This is a genomic window from Marinilactibacillus piezotolerans (assembly GCF_900169305.1).
In the GTDB taxonomy this organism is placed as follows: Bacteria; Bacillota; Bacilli; order Lactobacillales; family Carnobacteriaceae_A; genus Marinilactibacillus; species Marinilactibacillus piezotolerans_A.
In genome coordinates, this window is record NZ_FWDP01000002.1 from 139,317 (window position 1) to 159,084 (window position 19,768).

Sequence of the window (19,768 nt, forward strand, 5' to 3'; positions counted from 1 at the left end):
GGTTTTTAGTTGCTTTCTTTTATCCGCTGAAAGTATACTATAGCTGAAGTTCAGCATTGCAGATGCGGAGGGAAATGGAATGGAAACATTTGAAGAATACTTGTCGACCATAGATCAAATAGACCAACGAGACAAAATGGCTCATCTACTCAACTGGATTTCCGAGACATTTCCGCAATTAGATCAGCGAATAGCTTGGAATCAACCCAATTTTACTGACCATGGTACGTTTATCATCGGCTTTAGTGCAGCAAAGCAGCATATTTCTGTGGCTCCGGAAACGGCCGCACTAGAGAAATTCAGCGATATGATTGAAGCTGCTGGATATTCTGCGACTAAAATGCTCTTTCGAATCAAGCAGGAACAGGAAATTGATTATCCCTTGCTTGAAGAAATCATTCAGTTTAATATCGAAGATAAAAAAGACTGCACAACGTATTGGCGTAAAGCTTAAGTTTGCATCACTTTAATAACAAATTTCGGGAGGAATCTTTACAATGGCTTTAGGATTTGGAAACATTGTGCAAACACTGGCAGGAAACTATTCAGAAAAATCTGTATCGGAATTGACCGGAGAATACGGAAAGTACTTATTTAGTGAAGAAGAAGTTAAAATGGGCTTTCAATTAGTACGTGACGCACTAGTCTTTACAAATAAACGTATACTATTTGTAGATAAGCAAGGCGCGACAGGGAAAAAAACTTCCATCAAGTCAATCTACCTTTCTACTTTGGTCGATGTTCGTATGGAAACTGCTGGAAGTGGATTGGATGACAGTCAAATCATCATTACTTTCCTAACCAACGTAAATCAAAGATCTAACAACGAAATGCACGGAACGTATACATTCGATTTCCCTAAAAAGACAGATATCATACCTGTGTATAAAGCACTAGGAGATATCTGCCTGGAAAACAGAGACCGTATTAATCGTTAAGTTAACGAAGAAAAGCAAAAAAGTGATCAGGCAAATGCCTGATCACTTTTTATTTTATGCACACGAGAGGACTCGAACCTCCACGGGGCTTCGCCCCACCAGCCCCTCAAGCTGGCGCGTCTACCATTCCGCCACGTATGCGTTTGTTCAACAAAAGCTATCATAACAGGGTTTTCATTAGAAGTCAATATCGTGTTTCAAAGCTGTACTTCTTCTCTTCCCAGCAGCTTGAATGCGCCTTTACAATTTGAACAAACATATTTATTTGTATTGAATCTTCTTTTTCTTCTTACATTCGTTCCACATTTCTGACACTGGTATTTCCACAACTGGATCCACTCATCTGCACCGGCTTCTTTCATAGAAGGTACATAGCGCAATCCGCCGACTTTTTTCAGCAAAGCCTTAAATTCTCGATCTTTGTGCTGATGACCTTTACCTGCCAGATGCAGATGATAATGGCAGAGTTCATGTTTAATAACGCCGATCAATGTTTCCATTCCAAACTTTTCTAACACTTGAGGATTAAAATCCAGATGATGCGACTGCAGAAAATACCGACCGCCAGTTGTTTTCAATCGTGCGTTAAAGGTTGCCTGATGTCTAAAAGGCAGTTCAAAAAAATCGATTGAAACCTCCTCAACCAATTTCTGTAACGCTTTTTGTTCCATAATGACCTCCTTATCCATCGAAAAAAGGAAAAAGGACGAGATGCTCCCAGGCATCTCGTCAATCCATTTCAGGTTACCCTTTCTGAACCATCGTTAAAGCAATCCGTCCTTTTTGCAAGTCGACAGAATCGATCCAAACTTTTACAATGTCTCCAACGGCTACAACAGCGCTGGGATGTTTTACAAATTTATTGCTTAATTTAGAAATGTGTACTAATCCATCTTGTTTAACGCCAATATCGACAAAAGCGCCAAAGTCGACTACATTCCGAACCGTTCCTTCCAATTCCATGCCTTCTTTTAAGTCTTCCATTGTTAAGACATCTGTTCTCAGTAATGGCGCCGGCATATCATCACGCATGTCGCGGCCCGGCGCTGCGAGAGCTTTCAAAATGTCTTTATAGGTTTCGATTCCCAAGCCAGTTTCTTCCAGTGCTTTTGCTTCATCCAGCAATTTCACTCTCATGCTGAGTTCTTCAGTTCCGATTTCCTTTTTCGTTACACCAGCCAGTTCTAATATCTGTTTTGCTTCTTGATAGGTCTCCGGGTGAATGCCTGTATGGTCAAACGGTTCTTTCCCATCAGGAATACGCAAGAACCCGACCGCTTGCTCATAAGCTTTCGGTCCAAGACGCTTCACTTTTTTCAACTGTGCACGGCTGGTAAACTTACCATTTTCTTCTCTGTATAAAACGACATTCTGTGCAGTCGTTTTGGTTAAACCGGCAATATGTTTTAATAGTGCCGCACTAGCTGTGTTGACATTGACCCCCACCTGGTTAACCACTGTTTCGATCACAAAATCCAGCTGTTCCGTCAGTCTTTTCTGTGAAACATCGTGCTGATATTGTCCGATCCCGATGGATTTAGGATCAATCTTGACTAGTTCTGCCAATGGATCTTGCAGACGGCGTGCAATACTGACCGCACTTCTCTCTTCAACTTGAAGATCCGGGAATTCTCTTCTGGCTTCTTCGCTGGCAGAATAAACAGAGGCTCCGGCTTCATTCACGATAACATATGCTACTTTTTTTGATACTTCTTTTAAGTTTTCTGCAGTAAACGTTTCTGACTCGCGGCTCGCCGTACCATTTCCAATTGCAACGGTATCTACATCATACTGCTCAATCAACTCTTTGAATCTTCCTGCTGCGGCTGCTCGCTTCTGCTGTGAAGCAGGTTTATGCGGATAGATAACGTCAATAGCAAGAACTTTTCCAGTAGCATCAATGACCGCTAGTTTACATCCAGTACGGTAAGCCGGGTCCAAACCAAGAATTGTCTGATCTTTCAATGGTGCTTGCAGCAGTAAGTTTCTCAGGTTTTCACCAAACACTTCAATAGCTTGTTCTTCTGCCATTTCTGTTAGTTCATTACGGATTTCTCTTTCAATTGCCGGGCCGATGAATCGTTTGTAAGCATCGATAACCGCTTCCTGCACCATTTTAACAGCTGGCGTTAAGTCGTTTACCGTAATTTCTTGTTTGTAGAGGTAATGATGGATACGTTCTTCATCCAATTCTACCGATACAGACAGCACACCTTCTTTTTCCCCGCGATTCATCGCCAGGATTCTATGAGAAACCAGCGACTTGATGGCTTCTGAATAGTCATAGTACATCTCATAGACAGCTTTTTCGTCAGCAGTTTTGTCTTTTCCTTTTGCCGTTATTGATCCATTCTTGCTGGTATAGGCTCTCGTCCATTCCCGATACTTAGGATTATCTGAGATCCTTTCTGCTAGAATTTCATGAGCGCCTGCCAGAACTTCATCAATAGAAGCGATGCCGTGCTCTTCAGAGAGATAGTTTTCTGCTTCAGTCTCCAAGTCTCCTGCCGGGAAAGTCAGAATCCATTCTGCAAAAGGCTCCAGTCCCTGTTCTTTTGCAATCGTCGCTTTCGTACGACGTTTTTGTTTATAAGGACGGTACAAATCTTCTACGCGCTGCATCTGATTCGCCTGACGAATCTCTTGTGCCAGCTCTGGTGTCAACTTGCCTTGCTCTTCGATAGCAGCTAAAACGTCGGCCTTTCGTTTTTCCAGATTCTGCAGATACGTATGGCGTTCTTCGATTTCACGGATTTGAACTTCATCCAGTGATCCTGTGACTTCTTTACGGTACCGTGCGATAAACGGCACAGTATTCCCATCATTTAATAAATCCAGTACGGAAGTGATTTGCTTTTTTGAAAAGTCGGTCAATTCTTTATTCAGTAATTCTATAATTTGTTTTGTATCGATATCTGCCAAGCCAGTTCATCTCCAATATTTATATAATCAACTAATCTATTTTAACACAAATCAAAAAAGAACACTGTTTCAAAATGACAACAAGCCATTTCAAACAATGTCCATATATTTTCTGTTGGCTGAATTTCAGATCTCGATGACGGTGAGTGTTTTGATTAATTGGGTTCGGACATCTTTGTGACTCCAGTGCCTTTTATTGCCTAAGCAAGCCGCCAGATATGTCCGCTCTTGGTCTCGATAGGTTTTTCTGAAATGAACATGTCCCATGAGGCTGTACTGGATGTTCGGAAAGTCCTGGTAAAGTGATTCGTAAGATTTCGCCCCTAAAAAAGCATTTGCGTAGTCATATATTCTGTGCGGCAGTGAAACGACAAATTCTGGATGCGTTGCTACATGGGTCATTAAAATGATTTTTTTATCCCCAGCAGCTGTTAAATCCTTTCTTAACTGTTCCAGCATCTGCTGACTGATCGTTACATCACTTTTTCTCCAGTCGACATAGTGACGATCATTCCATGAAGCAAATTTGTATTTTTTCTTTTCGAATTGCTGCTCCGTATACTTTTCATGATTGCCGTATCCATAGTCATACCATCCAGGGGAACCCACCAACACCCATTCGTCGTTTAAGTGCGTTGGCTTCTCAACCAGCGACTCTTTTTTTGACCGAAAGTAGGCATCGACTTGATTGGTATCTTTTACATCATGTTCTTTTGACCAGTAATCATGGTTGCCCGGAACAAAAAAGACAGGAATACCCGCAGACTGCTGCAAGTCTTCCAGAAAGTGCTGGCTTCTCAAATAGTGGTTGGAGATGTCGCCAGCGATCAGCAGCAGATCCAGTTTTTTAGTATGAATCAATTCCGTCAAAAGAGCATCGACCGTCTCTCCTTCTTTTAACGCTTTTTCGTTCACGTCGATATGCAAGTCGGAGATCATTCCTATTTTCATATTGTTTATTTATTCCTTCCGTAACAGGTCATTAAATGCAAATCCTGTATTTTCGATACTATATTGATCAATGATGCCATCAGCGTCTAAAACGATACCGTGCAGCGTACCGCCATACACTGCTCCTCCGTCAATACCGATTTTACCATCTTCCGTTTTCCATATCTCAGTATTCCGGTTGCTTCCATGCAGCATCGCAGTGACTGTATGTCCGAAGATAATCGTTTTCCCTGTTGTATTGGGCTGGTCGTAGAATCCTTCTCTAATCCATACATAATCCATATCTCTCGTATTGCGCCAATCTTCAATGGTTAAATCCACACCTGCGTGGGCAATAATATAGTTTCCCCATTCAAAATAAAGGGGCAGATTCTCAATGAAAGGTTTCAGCCACGGAACCTTGCTATTCAGACTAGCTGCGAGTTCATAAGCATCCACTGCTTTTCCTTCTGTATCGATGAAGGAATTGATCGTAACCATGCCGCCATTCATTTTATAATTAGCAGCATACTGTCCGGGAATATTGATAAAGTTCAATAGCATATCTTCGTGATTACCTTTTAAACAGATCGCATCTTGCTCTTCTACCAGTTCTCTAGCTAATTCAAAGCAGGCCTTTGGGTCTTCTCCTCTGTCACCCAAGTCTCCGACAAGTACTAGCTGTTCTTCTTCTGGATTCCAATGCTGTAAGAGTTCTTTGAACATGGTGATTTGACCATGTACATCTCCGACAACAAATAATTTCTGCTTCATCTCATGCTCTCCTTTCATTTTCTTTCGTCAGTTTATAATCATATTTTACCATATATAGGCACTCCAATTGAAAAATCTGAAACAGGCACCTATTCTATCAACTCCTTTGTCTTTCTTCTATGGCCTGTTCTACTTATTTAAGGCAGCTATCCTTTCATATTGACTACTCAAGCTTTCTGTATAGAATTACAAAATATCAAACTGTATAATGAATTTGTGAAAAAAAGATAATGACTATAGAGAGGAAGCCAAGCAGATGAATTGGAAGAAATGGACAGGAATAGTGGTTGTATTAGCCGTTCTGCTTTTTATCGGATACAGTGTTTACAGCAGTTCTCAAGGAGAAGAAGTTCCAACTGTCCGGACAGCAGAAGCAACAGAAGATGCAGTGACAGAAATCATCGTTGCCAACGGTACGATCATTCCTTCTGAATCACAGGAAGTGATGGGACAAGGAATCGTTTCAGAACTAAATGTGGTCGTCGGAGATACGGTTGAAGAAGGGGATCCTTTACTGACATATATAGATGGTACGTCTTATTCAGCAAGTTTCAGCGGAACGGTTACGCAAGTAAATGTAAATGAGTCTGAGCCGGATAATAATGCCCAGCAAGGACAGCCCTCCGTGGTGGTTTCTGATTTAAAAGAGCTGGAAGTAGAAGTTCAGCTTTCTCGCTCAGATGCTGCTCGTGTGGAGGTAGATCAGCCTGTTACGCTGACTTATGGAGAAAACGAGTTTGCGGGAACCGTCGCTCAGATTGATCCAGTTGCAACTCAGCAACCTGCTCAAACGGGTACATCAGCTGCTTTAGGGGCTTTAATCACATTTGATGAGAATCCAGAGGAGCTGATTGCCGGTTTCGCCATTGATGCAGATATTACCGTAGCTGAAGAAGACCAAGTCCTGATCATCCCTATAGAAGCCTTAAACTATGATGATGATAACCAACCCTATGTTTACACAGTCACTAATAATGCGGCTGCCAGAACCGAGATTGAAACCGGGATCCAGTCTAATACGACTATTGAAGTCACCAGCGGACTATCTGCAGGAGATCAAGTAATCCTCTCTCCTAGTGCTGAAATCAGTAATGAAACACAAGTAGAAATCGAAGAGTAAAAGGAGGGGTTCTCGTGATTGAAGTCACTGATATTGAAAAGATTTACCGCATGGGTGGTGAAAAACTAACCGCATTGGATAACGTTTCACTCTCTATACAAGAAGGAGAATTCACTTCGATTATGGGTCCCAGCGGTTCAGGAAAATCGACTTTGATGAATATATTAGGTTTGCTGGATCGCTTTGACAGCGGCCGTTATTTACTGAATGGGACAGACGTTTCCAGTATATCTGACACAGAGCGCGCGCATATTCGCAACAAAGAAATCGGATTTGTTTTTCAATCATTTAACCTCATGGCTCGGATGAATGTCCTTGAAAATGTCATGCTGCCGCTGGTTTATGCAAGAGTTCCCAGAAAAGAGCGGAAAGAACGCGCCATTGAAGCCCTCGAAAAAGTCGGTTTAGGTAATCGCCTGGATCACCTGACAAATGAAATTTCCGGTGGACAAAAACAACGGGTTGCAATTGCCCGTTCCATTGTCAATCGCCCTTCCGTTTTGATGGCCGATGAACCGACAGGAAATCTGGATTCTAAAACAACAGAAGACATTATGAATATTTTTCAGGATCTGAATGATGAAGGAACGACGATCGTTATGGTCACGCACGAACGTGAAATGGCTGAGTATACAAAACGAATCATCCATTTCAGAGACGGCCAATTGCAAAACGATGAAATCCTTCAGCCCAAACGATTGTCGACAACGGAGGTGCATTGATGTTTTTTAAAGAAAATTTGAAGATGGCAATAGACAGCATCCTTGCAAATAAGATGCGCTCCTTTCTCACAATGCTGGGCATTATTATCGGTATTTCATCCGTTATTGCTATCTTAGCTGTTGGGAATGGTGCTTCCCAGGAAATTACTGGAACATTTAGTGATTTAGGCGCCACCACCATCAGTTTGAGCGCTGATGATACAGAGCAAAGTGGAAGTCCATTGACAAATGAAGATCTAACTGTACTGAAAGAATCCATTTCAGAAATTCGTTATATCTCTCCAGATGGACAAACTCAGGGAACCGTTGCTTCAGACGAAGAGTCACGGCAAGCGATTGTTTCCTACGGCACTCCAGATCTTCAATTCTTGAGTCAGACGATGAGTTCAGTACTTGTTGAAGGACGGTATTTTAATCAAAATGATTATGAAGAAGCTGCTGACGTAGTGGTCATCGATGAAGACACAGCAGATGCTTTATTCGGCAGAACAAATATTGTTGGAGAAACCGTACGTGTTACTGTCGCTCAGACACCTCTGAACTTGAGGATTTCAGGTGTGGTTGAGGGACGATTCAGTGATATGCAGGGTGCCTTCGATACAAGCGAACTGCCGGTATTTCTATCGATGCCAAATTCTACACTGGGTAATGCAGTCCCCCAATTTTCAGGAATTACTTCTGCAATTGTAGAAGTTGAAGAAACTGATCAGATCGAACCCGTTTCTAATCAGATGGTTCGACTGCTTGAGCTGAGAAACAATACCGTCGGAGAGAATATCTACTCAGCTACAAACTTCTTACAGGCATTAGACCAAGTCAATAACGTACTGGGCTTGTTCATTAACTTTATTGCTGCTGTAGCTGGTATCGCTTTGCTTGTGGGCGGTATCGGTGTAATGAATATTATGCTGGTGTCTGTTACTGAACGAACAAGAGAAATTGGTACTCGAAAAGCTTTAGGTGCCACAACTAACACGATATTGACACAGTTTTTAATGGAATCCGTCATTTTAAGCTTGATTGGCGGACTGATCGGTCTGACCTTAGGTATTTTACTGTCTAATATCATTGCCGGAGCTTTAGATATTGTACCGAACATTACTCTTGGCAGTGTTATCCTCGTTCTTGTCTTTTCTACAGCAGTCGGTGTATTCTTCGGTATTTATCCTGCCCGGAAAGCCGCTCGCTTAGATCCAATCGAAGCCTTGCGATATGAATAAACGTTTCATTCGTAAATAAAAATGCTGACATCCTTTTAAAGGGTGCCAGCATTTTTACTGTATATATTAAACGTGAAGCAATGCCATAACGACAAAGTTGACTATAAATAATCCTGCCGTTACCCAAATAACCGGGTGAATTTCACCTGCTTTTCGTTTAACAAGTTTTGTAATGATATAGAATACAAAACCAGCTGCGATACCATAAGAAATACTATAGGCAAATCCCATAAAGATAGAAGTAAAGAATGCTGGTACTGCTTCTTCAAGATCATTCCAGTTGATTTCTCCAAAGGTAGACATCATCAATATCCCTACAACGATCAATGCAGGGGCAGTTGCTGCTCCAGGAACAATTGCAATCACTGGAGAAAAGATAGCGGCCAGCAAGAATAGTCCCCCGGTAACGACACTGGTTAGTCCTGTACGTCCCCCGGCTCCGATTCCAGCCGTACTTTCAACGAAGGTAGTAACATTTGAAGTCCCGAAAATTGAGCCAGCAGTTGTTGCGATTGCATCTGCAAATAATGCTTTCTCCATTTTTGTATTGATCCCTTTTCCTTCATCCATCGCTTTTTCGTCTTCAAGCGTGAAGATACCTGTTTTACGCCCTGTTCCGATAAACGTTCCGACTGTATCAAAGATATCGGTTAACGTAAAAGCAAATACTGTAATAAAAATTAGTGCATATCTGGATGGGTCTGCCAGCAGAGCACCTAGACCTTCAGAACCGAATGCTGCTCCAAACGTTGTACCCAGTTCATTGAATGCTGCTCCCACCGAGTTTGCAGGATTCGTTAAACCAGATAAATCTGTTACACCCATTGGAATCCCAATCAATGTAGTTGCTAGAATCCCGATAAGGATTGCTCCTTTGACATTTGCCACCATCAAGATAATGGTAATGATTAACCCAATCAAAGCAAGCAAGACATGCGGACTAGTAAACGAAGTCAGATCTGGAACGATTCCTCCGCCAGTCACGACTGTATTCAAGCCTCCGCTGAACGTTTCTGTTCCGGGAGTGAAAGCTTCATTATTTACTGAAATGATATCTGGAGCTTCTGATGTAAACTGCAGAAAGTCCGCATTTTTCAGTCCAATATACGCAATGAATACACCGATCCCGCCACCGATTGCATGCTGCAGTGTTTCAGGAATTGCATGGATAATCATTTTTCGGATACTAGTTAATGTAATAATGATGTTTACGATTCCGCAGATAAAAACCATCATAAGAGCCTGCTGCCACGAGAATCCCAGAGCAAACACGACCGTGTAAGTGAAGAAAGCGTTCAAGCCCATTCCCGGTGCTTGAGCATAAGGAACTTTAGCGTATAGTCCCATAATCAGTGTACCAATAGCAGATGAAATGATGGTTGCTAAGAATACCGCTTGAGATGGCATTCCAGTAAGAGACAAGATTTGCGGATTAACAAATACAATGTAAGACATAGCAAAAAAGGTTGTGACGCCTGCTGCAACTTCTCTTCCTACATTCGTATGATTTTCTTTAAGTTGAAAATACTTTTCAAACACAGATAAACCCTTCTTTCAAAATAGTATAAATCCTTGAGCAGATTTTTTCTCTAATAGTTTAGTTTTACAATAAGGGAAGAGATTCTGTCTCATCCATTTTTCGTCTGAATAAAATCGTCATTGGTTATAAGTGCATAGAAAAAAGGATGAGAGGTCTCATCCCTAAAAATGCTGAAAAAATTTAAAAAAGCTCACTCGTCAGTGAAATTTCTTAAATCTAATAGTCAATCTTTTAAGGTGATTGGTAGAAACATTAGCCCTTATCGCTAAACGATATTAGATCTTTTTTACAATTCCTTTTTGATTATAATGGGCACTCAATTAAAAAGCAACCATATTATTGAACATTAGGTCAAATAAATGTTCTATCGTTCGTCATTTACGGTTTCGCTGTTGCCAAGTTATTAAAAAAAATCGCTAAATATCCTTGTTTATTAACAATGATAAAGCTTACAAAAAAAGAGGACTCCAAAAGAGTCCTCCTTTTTTAATGATACTGTTATCCTTTCATTGTGACAAACTCTTCAGCTGCAGTAGGATGAATGGCTACTGTACTGTCAAAGTCTGCTTTTGTTGCGCCCATTTTAATCGCTACTGCAAATCCCTGCAGCATTTCGTCCATTCCGCGCCCGATTCCATGAAGGCCGACAACTTTTTCTTCAACACCTGCACAGACCAGCTTCATATATGTTTTCTGGCGGTTTCTCGTGATTGAGCTGTGCATCGAAGTGAAGGTCGTCTGATAAACCTTAATATAATCTTTCCCATATTCATCTTCCGCCTGTTCTTCGGTCATTCCGACTGTACCGATAGGCGGATGACTAAAGAACACAGTAGGAATATTGGTGTAATCCAGATAAAGGTTCGTTTTCCCGTTAAATAATCTTTCAGAAAGGCGTCTGCCGGCCGCGATTGCTACTGGTGTCAATTCTACTCTTCCCGTTACGTCTCCAACTGCAAAGATATGATCAACTGTTGTGTTCTGGTACTGATCTACCTCGATATACCCATCTGGATAAACATTAACACCCGCGGCTTCTATATTTAAGCTGTCCGTATTTGGATTTCTTCCGGTAGCCCATAAAATCTGATCAGTCTCATGAGTTGATCCATCTTCAAAATACATCGTATATGACTGATCGTCATTTTGTCTGACTTCTTTGACAGATTTATTCGTATGAACTTTTTTCCCTTCAGCTTCTGCAAGCTCTACAAAACCTTTACAGATGATATCATCAAATCCATGCAGCGGCTTTGGTTTGCGGATAAACTGGTGAGTGTCCACTTTGAAACCATGAAAAATCCCGCTCATTTCCACTCCGATATATCCACCGCCAACTACAGCGATGCGTTCAGGTAAAGTTTTTAACTTAAATACATCATCAGAAACGATTCCAAACTCGCTTCCAGGGATATTGGGACGTTTCGGTCTGCCGCCAGTGGCAATCAGAATACGGTCCGCTGTATAGTGTTCTCCATTCACTTCTACTGTATGCGGATCAACAAATGATGCATATCCTTGAATCAGTTCTACACCATTGCTGTCCAGACCATTTTTATAAGCGGTATGAAGCCGCGCGATAAAAGCTTGACGATTATCTGCCATACGACCGAAATCCAATTTAGGCGATTCAGTCAATTCTATTCCATAGTCTTCTGCGTACAGGCCGATTTCTTCCATCAACTCTGAAACATGCCACATCACTTTTTTGGGTACACACCCTAGATTCACACATGTTCCGCCCAAGTCGTTAGCCTCGATCAGCCCTACTTTTGCACCATGCATACCCGCACGGTTTGCAGAAGCGATTCCTCCGCTGCCTCCGCCAATTACTAAATAATCATACTGTCGTGCCGCATTGTTATCTGCCATTGTCCATTCATCCTTTTAATCCTAGTTTTCATTCACTAACTTATTGTACATGAATTTTCGGGTGGATAATAGTCCAGTCTTTTCTAAGTGGTTGCGCTTAACTATTGACTGCTGTGAAATCATTTCTATTTTATTTCAATTAAGTTTATTATACTGTTTTTTCATTCTTATTCTATCTGGTTTGCTCAACTCTCCTGCGTTATTGTATAAAATGACTAGCATTTTTCAAAACGCACTTTGAAAGCTGATGAATATAGATTATACTTGAAACTGTATTATATTTTCTGAAAAAGAAAGGGAACATACATGGAGAAGAGTAACTCACTATATTTTGATTTATTTAAATCAACTTTTTTCTTAAGTGCATTTACTTTCGGCGGCGGATACGTCATTGTTCCATTAATGGAGAAACGCTTCGTCAATGAATTGAAATGGATTACTGAAGATGAAATGCTTGATTTGATTGCATTAGGACAATCTGCCCCCGGACCGATAGCTGTTAATACATCTATTCTGGTCGGATATAGAATGGCGGGAATACCTGGTGCCTTAGTTACTGTGCTGGGAACCATTCTGCCGCCTCTAGGGATTATGACTGTACTGGCTTACGTCTATTCAGCTGTCAGTACGAATCCGATTATCAATAACATGCTTTTAGGTATGCAAGCTGGTGTAGCGGCAATTATTGTGAATGTCGTTTACAAAATGGCTTCTCGAATTATTAAACAGAGAAAAGTTATTCCTGTTATTGTCATGATTATTGCGCTGATTGCCGGTATCGTTTTCCAGGTCAATATTCTCTGGCTGCTGCTGTTTGCAGGAATCGTCGGTGCAGTGACGACTTACTTGACATTAAGAAAAGGTTCTGAGAAAGGAGATTCCAAATGATTTATTTAGAATTATTCCTCAGCTTTTTACAAATTGGACTCTTCAGTTTTGGTGGAGGATATGCAGCATTGCCGCTGATTCAACAACAAACGATTGAAGTCAATGGATGGATCACGAATCAGCAGTTTATTGATATTTTAACGCTCTCTGAAATGACACCTGGTCCGATCGCCATCAATGCTGCTACCTTTACTGGTAATACGATTGCTGGAATTTTTGGAGGGATTATTGCCACGATTGGTGTTACGCTGCCTTCTGTAATTATTGTTCTAACGTTGGCCTATTTTTATTTCAAGTATCAGAACATTTCAATGGTACAAGGTGTGATTCAAGGACTAAGACCCGCTGTTGTTGCATTGATTGCTTCCGCAGGATTAACGATTTTTATGACCGCCATGTTTGGTCACAGTGAGTTTCCGATTCACTTGAGTCAGCTTAGAATTGTCTCTGTTGTCTTATTCATTGTTGGACTATTCTTGATTCGCATGTATAAACTAAGTCCTATAAAGATTATTATACTCAGCGGAATAGCCGGCATTATTATTTATCCTTTCCTATAACAACAAAAGCGTCCATTCTCTGCTGAAATTCAACCAGAGAATGGACATTCTTTTATCTATTTAATTCACCTTGGCGGTCATACTTTGTTTTCGGTCTGGTTTTATGCCCATAAATTCTCGGCATAAGCGCTCCATCAATGAAAGGTGCACAGGCATTCATAATCAATATGGCAAACCCTACTCCACCAGGATAATCAAAAACAATCCTGAACAAGGCTGTCAATACCCCGCATCCAATGGCAAAAACCGTTTTCCCAGCTGGCGTCAGCGATCCGGAGCTATAGTCAGTAGCCATATACGTAGCTGCAAAGAACAAGGTGCCCGTTAATGCATGTGTCATCATAAATGTAAAGTTGAACCCGCTCCATAACCCCATCATCAATACTGTCGTTAAAATATAGAGAATAGGTATTTTCGGATGGATCACTCTCCTGAAAATCAAGTAGAGCATCCCGATTAAAATTGCCAGTTTAGACGTTTCACCGACATTCCCTCCTAGATTTATTCCTAAAAACAAATCCCACAATCCAGGAACCTGAGCAGACACTGTTTGAGCACCGTCTCCTATAAATTCTAGCGGCGTAGCTCCAGATATAACTTCAGCACCCCAAGCTGCAGGAAGTACCCAGTTCGTAATCCAAGGAGAGAAAAACACTTTCAGCATTACCCTTGCCGCTACTGCCGGATTGAAATAGTTTTTTCCTATTCCGCCATTCAGCTGTTTAACAATGATAATCGCAAATAAAGAACCAATGACAACTGTCCATAGCGGCGCTGTCACCGGAAGGCTCAATCCAATCAGCATTCCCGTAACACAAGCGCTTAAGTCTTTGATTTTAATTGTCTGATATCGGAATTTCTGATAAGCGTATTCACTCAATACCGCTGTTCCGATACCTACTGCTACCATCAACAAAACCCGTAATCCAAAAAAGTAGGTTGCTGCGAACAAGGGCGGGACCAGTGCAATCAGTACTTGACCCATGATCCATGCTGATGTTCTATTAGTTCTAATATGCGGAGAAGGTCCGACACTGAATTTCTTTTTTGTATCCATCGCTTGCGCCATTATTCTACCCCGCTTCCTGTTCTTTGATTGCTGCTTTTGCAGCACGAATATTATCTAAAAGCGGGATTTTAGAAGGACAGATAAAGGAACAGTTTCCACATTCGATACAATCCATGGCTCCCAGTTCTTTTGCTTTCTGCAAGTTTCCTCTGTCAAAGGCATCTGAAATCAATATCGGCTGCAAGCTGACTGGGCAGACATTTAAGCATTCAGAACACATAATACAATCTTTTTCTTCTCCTTCATCTGCTTCTTCTGGTGTCAGCACCGTAATGGCGGTTGTTCCTTTAATGATAGCAACACCTAGATCAGAAACAGGTTTCCCCATCATCGGACCTCCTGATAAAACTTTTCCAGGTACTTCTGAAAATCCGCCGCAATCTTCAATCAGCGAATCCATCGGTGTCCCGATCTTTACTTTTAAATTCTTCGGTTCTTTAATGGGTGTTCCTGAAACAGAAACAATTCTTTCAATCAGTGGTTCACCAAATTCACAAGCTCTGTAGCAGGCGCGAATTGTAGAAGTATTCATTACTACACAGCGCACTTCTGCCGGCAATCCCCCTGGCGGCACTTCTCTGCCGGTCAAGTTTTTGATCAAACCCTTTTCCGACCCTTGCGGATACATCGTTTTTAGTGGTTGAACCACTACTTTTGGATAAGCTTCCGCTACTTTATTCATGGCTTTTAACGCTTCTGGTTTATTGTCCTCTATCCCTATGTATACTTTCTTTAATTTAGGGAAAAGTTTGCTGATGACTTTGATACCTTTGAAAATTTCATCTGCATGCTCGATCATGACGCGATTATCAGAGGTAGAGTACGGTTCACACTCTGCTCCGTTCACAATCAGTGTATCGATTGTCATACCCGGAGGCGGACTCAGCTTTACAGCTGTCGGAAATGTCGCTCCGCCCATCCCTACGATACCGGCTTTTCTAACCGTTTCAATGATATCGTCGTCTGTCATTTCCTCTGATTTCCCTGGATCGACTATAGGTTCTGCCTTCGTATATTGATAATCATTCTTGATAATGATGGAATCTACATCCCCTTTTGCAGAAGGACGCTTTTCAATCGCAATCACTTCTCCGGACACGGAAGAATAAATATTGGCCGAGATAAATCCTCCGGCATCTGCAATCATTTGTCCGGCTTTCACTTTCTCTCCTACTTCTACAATCGGCTTGGAAGGTGCACCAATATGCATGGAAACTGGAAAGATCAATATTTTGGGAACAGAAGCGTCCACAATCGGCAACTTTCTAGTATGGTGCTTATTTTCTTCAGGATGCGATCCACCTTGTTTCCTCATAAATGAAAACTGCATTTTCAACGTCCTTTCTTTAAATAAGTGGGTAGTAAAAGTATCAGAATCTTTTGGTTCATCTAGGTATTCTACTGTCTCTTCACATTCAATAGTACGGGCGTCTAAATCACGGTTTTCTATATTTGAAACCGTCTGCATATTAATTAACTTTTTTGTTCCTTTATTGTATTATATAAATTAATCCTCTCGAATGAAAGCGAAAACGACTTAAATGAAAGTGAGGTGCTGCAATTATGGTGGATACTCAGTGGGAGTTACTGCTCAGACTTATTCTAGCAGCCTTTTTAGGGGGGATCATCGGGTACGAACGAGAGTTGAAAGGTAGAGATGCTGGTATCCGTACCCATACTTTGGTCAGTTTAGGATCAGCCATCATTACATTGACTCAACTGGAAGCCAGCGAATGGGTACTGAATTATGCAACAGAACATGCAGACCTTCCGCCTGTTTTAACAACAGATATTACTCGTTTAACTGCTCAAATCGTCAATGGTATCGGCTTTCTTGGAGCAGGTACAATCATTATCAGCAAACGCAGTGTTTCAGGACTAACGACAGCAGCTTCGATCTGGGCGGTAGCCAGTTTGGGGATAGCGATCGGAATGGGATATTATTTTATTTCTCTTTCAAGTACGATCATTATGCTGGTTGTCTTGAGAATCGTTAAAAATTTATTTAAAATTGAACAAACAAAACAACTGGATATCAAGTACAGGAAAAGAGAGGAAACGCTAGAGTACCTTAAAGACTGCTTTGATCACTATAATGTTACGGTCGTTTCAACAGACCATTCTATTTTTTACGAACAAGATGGTGCTTCGACTTGTAGAGATATTTACACTGTGCATCTGCCCGGCAGTCTGAATATGATGACGTTTATCTCAACTTTGGGAAATAATCCGAATATTTATGAAATCAAAACGATTAAGGCAGCCTTGGATCAATAATGATGCATTTCATACCTCAAGATCGTTTTTTATTGAAGATCCGTTTGCCAGCGCAACTAATGTATCAATCGTTTTATATCCCTTTTACTCATCCCCCTCCTTTTTCATTTTACTAAAAAAAGGAGATGATTTACCGCGTATAAACAGATTAGTTTATAAAGAGCAGGATGTAGATTAAACTATGTTTAGAGATACTAAAATAAATGAGGAGGAATCATTCATGGCTTCAACCAACGCACCTTTTCCATTAACGAATAAAGTAACAGCCAAGTTGGGAACAACAGACTACGAGGTCAAAAACGGCAGTACAGATGATGTTCAAAAAATCGTGATTGAAGAAGAAAATATTGTCTTTTATATCTTTCCAAATCAAATCTACTTGTACTCACACCCTATCTCTACAGGACGTGAATGGCACTCGAACGGGGCGATCTCGGTCAATGATGACGGTAAAGTGGTTATTGAACTCGTTTAAGTCAATGTATATTATTTAATTTAAAGCAGTCGAGAAGTTTTGCTCTCGGCTGCTTTTTAATTGGATTTTTCACTTATCTGCTTAGTCCTTTTCGCTATTTTCCATCCATTTCCTGCGGGTAAATCAAACCCATCTGATGACGGCACTCGTCTAATAAGCGCATAACTTCAATGGTACTGTTTGCTGACACTTTCTCTCCTTCTATTCTTCCAGATCGAATATCCTTTGCTGTATTCGAGAATTGCCTGCCGTATAGCAACTCGTCGCTCCCTTGGAATACTTCTTCTCCTTCATCTGTTGTCAGTACAGCTTTTTTCGCCATGTGAAATTGGGGCACTTCTATCGTGCCTTTTGTTCCTTTTATATTGAAAAAATGACCGCCATTTTCTTGCATTGAAACCTTCATATTCACTTCAAAATCTGGATATTGAAATACAATTTCTTCTTTGTAATCTACCTCATGCATTTCTCCTTCGCACTGAATAGATTCTGGTAATCCAAATAGCTCATAGCTGTATCTGATATTGTACACACCTAAATCCATTAAAGCACCGCCAAGCATAGAAGGCGTGGTAAGCCTTGGATTATCCGTGTATTCAAGTAATGCAACCTCGAACGCACTATCAGCTGAGACAATATCTCCTATTGCTCCAGCATCAATCCATTCTTTTACTTTTAAAGCTGTTATATTATGCCATGTCCACATAGCTTCAGAAACGTATACATTTTGCTCTGCAGCATAGTCAAACACCGTTTCAGCCTCTTGTTCATTTATGGTAAAAGGTTTCTCACACAGAACGGCTTTTCCATTTTTTACAGCCAGTCTTGTATAGTAACCATGCTGATCGCCATTCACGTTGACGTAAACACCTTCAACTTCCGGAGCGTTAATGGCCTCTTCAGCTGTCTCGAAAACTGTTCCGCCAAACTCTTCTGCAAATGAGTCTGCTTTAGATTTTGTGCGATTCCAGACAGAAACAATTCGATTATCCTCTGTTTGAACCAGTTCTTTTGCAGTACCATGAGCAATCCCGCCACAACCAATGTAAGCCCATCCAAATTTCTTCATCTTAAGTCTCCTCCGTTGTATGTTTATTAATCGATCTATGTGCTGTACAACTTTAAAGCAGTTTACGACTCTATTGAATGACGCCTGCATACTACTGAAACCTTTATTGTCAGACACTTACATCATACCACAGTGATGACGATGCCTAAAGTAAACGTATTCATTTGTGAAATAAGCAGATGATTCAATAATTATTGAATCGAATAGTAGGAAAATTTAAAAAAGCAGGCGTGATGATATATCAACACGCCTGCTTACTTTATACCTCACCAGAGGGAATCGAACCCCCAGCTTGAGAACCGGAATCTCAGGTGTTATCCATTACACCATGGTGAGTTGGCAACTATCCTATTTTACTGTATTTTTTGTTATCAGACAAGGTATATCCTGATTTTTATTCAATCAGGATATTTTCCCCTGGACTGCATGTTCTTGAATTTCTTCAGCCATTTTATTGAGTTTTCTCAATCGATGATTAACACCTGATTTTGAGACACCGCCATTAGGAACCAGTTCTCCTAATTCTTTTAGACTGATGTCCGGGTATTCTACTCTCAATAAGGCAATTTCCTGCAGCTTAGCTGGTAAAGAATCCAATCCTACTGTCCGCTCAAGCAGCTTTATATTTTCAATCTGCTTGCTGGCTGCATCAATCGTTTTATTCATATTGGCATTCTCGCAGTTTACGAGTCGATTGACAGAGTTTCGCATATCTCTTACAATTCGAACATCCTCGAATTTAAACATACTTCCAGTCGCACCGATCAATGCTAAGAAATTTGCGATTTTTTCAGATTCTTTCAGATAAACGATATATCCGTTTCTTCTTTCATGTGTCCGTGCATTCAGTTCAAAAGTCTGCATCATTTTGCAGATATCTTCGTTATGTGCTTCATAACTTGAATGAATCTCAAGATGATAACGACTTGTTCCCGGGCTGTTGACCGATCCGCCTGCTAAAAATGCACCTCGTAAGTAAGACTTGGCTTTTTGTCTGCTGGAGACGATTTCCTCCGGCACATGGCCATGATACAGCATACCGTCCATGATACCCAGTTCAGACAAGATCAGCTTACTGCCGCTCTTCAATCGTACAATATAGACATTATTCTTTTTCAATTTCATTTTCTTACGGACGAGCAGTTCAGATTCAACATCAAAATTATCTTTGATTAAAGAATAAATGCGTCTTGCGATGGCGGCATTCTCAGTCTGTACATTTAATAAAAATTCTTGGTTGACAATACTGAGTGTCCCATTCATTCTGATCAGAGCAGCTAACTCCGCTTTCGCATGTTCAGGGTGTACTTCTAACATCGTCAGCTCTTTTTTTACATCTGCGGCAAATGACATATAGGGTCCTCCTTTCTCTACTTCTTCATTTTCTAGAAA

The 19,768-nt window shown here is 40.9% G+C and carries 19 protein-coding genes, 1 tRNA gene and 1 riboswitch; of the genes, 9 read left to right on the plus strand and 11 right to left on the minus strand.

Translation table 11 applies throughout. The features are described 5' to 3' along the window. Positions 1-79: 79 nt before the first annotated feature. Both B6F02_RS00655 and B6F02_RS00660 read left to right on the plus strand, forming a co-directional pair. Positions 80-454 (plus strand): iron chaperone, encoded by a 375-nt coding sequence (locus tag B6F02_RS00655; RefSeq protein WP_080145477.1) that lies wholly within the window; start codon positions 80-82, stop codon positions 452-454. A gap of 43 nt (positions 455-497) precedes the next feature. Next, positions 498-938, plus strand: coding sequence for a PH domain-containing protein (locus B6F02_RS00660; protein ID WP_080145478.1), 441 nt, complete (start codon positions 498-500; stop codon positions 936-938). 57 nt (positions 939-995) lie between these two features. On the opposite strand, the gene B6F02_RS00665 is transcribed toward B6F02_RS00660, so the two are convergent. From B6F02_RS00665 to B6F02_RS00685, 5 genes are all read right to left on the minus strand, one after another. Continuing rightward, positions 996-1,079, minus strand: a tRNA-Leu gene (locus tag B6F02_RS00665). A gap of 56 nt (positions 1,080-1,135) precedes the next feature. Then, the gene (locus tag B6F02_RS00670; protein WP_080145479.1) at positions 1,136-1,609 is read right to left on the minus strand and encodes a SprT family protein; all 474 of its coding nucleotides are present in this window, start codon (positions 1,607-1,609) and stop codon (positions 1,136-1,138) included. Between the two features lie 73 nt (positions 1,610-1,682). Further along, complete coding sequence (locus tag B6F02_RS00675) at positions 1,683-3,860, minus strand: Tex family protein (protein WP_080145480.1); 2,178 nt, start codon at positions 3,858-3,860, stop codon at positions 1,683-1,685. A 126-nt stretch (positions 3,861-3,986) separates the two neighbouring features. Then, positions 3,987-4,811, minus strand: a complete 825-nt coding sequence (locus B6F02_RS00680) for a metallophosphoesterase (protein ID WP_080145481.1) — start codon at positions 4,809-4,811, stop codon at positions 3,987-3,989. Positions 4,812-4,820: 9 nt separating this feature from the next. Further along, positions 4,821-5,564, minus strand: a complete 744-nt coding sequence (locus B6F02_RS00685; protein WP_080145482.1) for a metallophosphoesterase — start codon at positions 5,562-5,564, stop codon at positions 4,821-4,823. Between the two features lie 256 nt (positions 5,565-5,820). Between B6F02_RS00685 and B6F02_RS00690 the strand changes: the two genes are divergently transcribed. Genes B6F02_RS00690 through B6F02_RS00700 form a run of 3 tightly spaced genes read left to right on the plus strand, consistent with a single transcriptional unit; the run spans position 5,821 to position 8,626 of the window. Continuing rightward, positions 5,821-6,684, plus strand: a complete 864-nt coding sequence (locus B6F02_RS00690; RefSeq protein WP_080145483.1) for an efflux RND transporter periplasmic adaptor subunit — start codon at positions 5,821-5,823, stop codon at positions 6,682-6,684. A 14-nt stretch (positions 6,685-6,698) separates the two neighbouring features. After that, entirely contained in the window at positions 6,699-7,406 is a 708-nt protein-coding gene (locus B6F02_RS00695) for an ABC transporter ATP-binding protein (RefSeq protein ID WP_080145484.1), read from the plus strand. Beyond that, a complete protein-coding gene (locus tag B6F02_RS00700) occupies positions 7,406-8,626 on the plus strand; it encodes an ABC transporter permease (RefSeq protein WP_080145485.1) in 1,221 nt (406 codons plus the stop codon). Before B6F02_RS00695 ends, B6F02_RS00700 begins: the two co-directional genes overlap by 1 nt. A gap of 66 nt (positions 8,627-8,692) precedes the next feature. On the opposite strand, the gene B6F02_RS00705 is transcribed toward B6F02_RS00700, so the two are convergent. Both B6F02_RS00705 and gorA read right to left on the minus strand, forming a co-directional pair. Beyond that, on the minus strand, positions 8,693-10,165 hold the full coding sequence (locus B6F02_RS00705; RefSeq protein ID WP_080145486.1) for an NCS2 family permease: 1,473 nt from the start codon (positions 10,163-10,165) through the stop codon (positions 8,693-8,695). Positions 10,166-10,366: 201 nt separating this feature from the next. After that, a riboswitch (purine riboswitch) is annotated at positions 10,367-10,464 on the minus strand. 200 nt (positions 10,465-10,664) lie between these two features. Further along, positions 10,665-12,038 (minus strand): glutathione-disulfide reductase, encoded by a 1,374-nt coding sequence (gene gorA / locus B6F02_RS00710; protein WP_080145487.1) that lies wholly within the window; start codon positions 12,036-12,038, stop codon positions 10,665-10,667. A gap of 306 nt (positions 12,039-12,344) precedes the next feature. Between gorA and B6F02_RS00715 the strand changes: the two genes are divergently transcribed. Continuing rightward, positions 12,345-12,926: a chromate transporter gene (locus tag B6F02_RS00715; protein WP_080145488.1), complete on the plus strand. Its 582-nt coding sequence runs from the start codon at positions 12,345-12,347 to the stop codon at positions 12,924-12,926. Further along, positions 12,923-13,486, plus strand: a complete 564-nt coding sequence (locus tag B6F02_RS00720; RefSeq protein ID WP_080145489.1) for a chromate transporter — start codon at positions 12,923-12,925, stop codon at positions 13,484-13,486. The genes B6F02_RS00715 and B6F02_RS00720 overlap by 4 nt, the downstream gene beginning before the upstream one ends. Positions 13,487-13,538: 52 nt before the next feature. On the opposite strand, the gene B6F02_RS00725 is transcribed toward B6F02_RS00720, so the two are convergent. Together B6F02_RS00725 and rsxC are read right to left on the minus strand one after the other, a co-directional pair. After that, positions 13,539-14,555: an RnfABCDGE type electron transport complex subunit D gene (locus B6F02_RS00725; RefSeq protein ID WP_143745159.1), complete on the minus strand. Its 1,017-nt coding sequence runs from the start codon at positions 14,553-14,555 to the stop codon at positions 13,539-13,541. Between the two features lie 4 nt (positions 14,556-14,559). Continuing rightward, on the minus strand, positions 14,560-16,023 hold the full coding sequence (rsxC, locus tag B6F02_RS00730) for an electron transport complex subunit RsxC (protein WP_256864615.1): 1,464 nt from the start codon (positions 16,021-16,023) through the stop codon (positions 14,560-14,562). A gap of 95 nt (positions 16,024-16,118) precedes the next feature. On the opposite strand from rsxC, the gene B6F02_RS00735 reads away from it, so the two are divergent. After that, positions 16,119-16,832, plus strand: coding sequence for an MgtC/SapB family protein (locus B6F02_RS00735; RefSeq protein WP_080145490.1), 714 nt, complete (start codon positions 16,119-16,121; stop codon positions 16,830-16,832). Between the two features lie 220 nt (positions 16,833-17,052). Beyond that, the gene (locus B6F02_RS00740) at positions 17,053-17,307 is read left to right on the plus strand and encodes a hypothetical protein (RefSeq protein WP_080145491.1); all 255 of its coding nucleotides are present in this window, start codon (positions 17,053-17,055) and stop codon (positions 17,305-17,307) included. Positions 17,308-17,401: 94 nt separating this feature from the next. On the opposite strand, the gene B6F02_RS00745 is transcribed toward B6F02_RS00740, so the two are convergent. Beyond that, the gene (locus tag B6F02_RS00745; RefSeq protein WP_179128494.1) at positions 17,402-18,376 is read right to left on the minus strand and encodes a Gfo/Idh/MocA family protein; all 975 of its coding nucleotides are present in this window, start codon (positions 18,374-18,376) and stop codon (positions 17,402-17,404) included. Between the two features lie 402 nt (positions 18,377-18,778). After that, entirely contained in the window at positions 18,779-19,729 is a 951-nt protein-coding gene (whiA, locus tag B6F02_RS00750; protein ID WP_080145493.1) for a DNA-binding protein WhiA, read from the minus strand. Between the last annotated feature and the right edge of the window lie 39 nt (positions 19,730-19,768).